Below are 873 nucleotides of genomic sequence, written 5' to 3' on the forward strand. Positions count from 1 at the left end.
GACCCTAAGTGGCAAGTCGCTATCACCCGGCACGATACGGAGTGCTGTAGGCGTTGCGTTTGTTACGGTGAGTACAGCTATATTGCTATCTACGCCGCCCAATGATGCCGAAATATCAGTAGTATCGGGCAGGAGCCCAGCAAATGTTGGGTCTGAATCCACGCGACCCGGTATGCGTAAATTCAATGTTGCAAGCGTTGTATTCGAACTAGTCCAAGCGACACGATTCGAAACGTCCTGCGAAGTACCGTCGCTATAATCGGCGAAGGCACTAAAAGGTTGTGATTCACCAAGTGGAATAGAGGCGTTTTGTGGATAGACGCGCAGTGTATTGAGTTCGGGCGCGACAACGGTACCCGTCACAGTATCACTTAGACCATTAAGCGCAGCCGTAATATCTGTCTTGCCGGGATTAATCGCTACAGCACGACCACTATTTGCTCCAAAGGTCTCAATTTTTGCCACGGTGTCGTTGGATGAAGACCATACCACCGTATCGGTGATGTCCCTACTTTGCTGATCATTAAATATACCGGTTGCTACGTATTGCCCATCAGTACCACGTACAACTGTTATATTTTCAGGGTTAACCTCGATGCTTTCCAGTTGAATTGGAATAACGTTTAATTCAGCATTCGCGACAGCAGACTGACCGGCGAAACTGAGATTTGCAGAGACAATAACAACGCCTTCGCTTTTCGCCGTAGCTTGGCCTTTCAGTCCAATATCATTTGAAATGAAAGCGAGTTTTGGCTCATCAACCGACCATACCACTTGTTCGGTAACATCTAGATATTCAACAGGGGTCGTTGCAAGTGCAATACTTGCTGAATAATTTTCATTAACACCGATTGGTACGTAGCTGACAGGAGG

General features: G+C 47.2%; 1 protein-coding gene. It reads right to left on the minus strand.

What is annotated here, in order from left to right; all coding sequences use genetic code 11:
* Window positions 1-873, minus strand: an 873-nt coding sequence (locus tag A3762_RS04905; RefSeq protein WP_197469030.1) for an Ig-like domain-containing protein, incomplete at both ends; no start/stop codon positions are given.

The sequence above is a fragment of the Oleiphilus sp. HI0125 genome, from assembly GCF_001635355.1.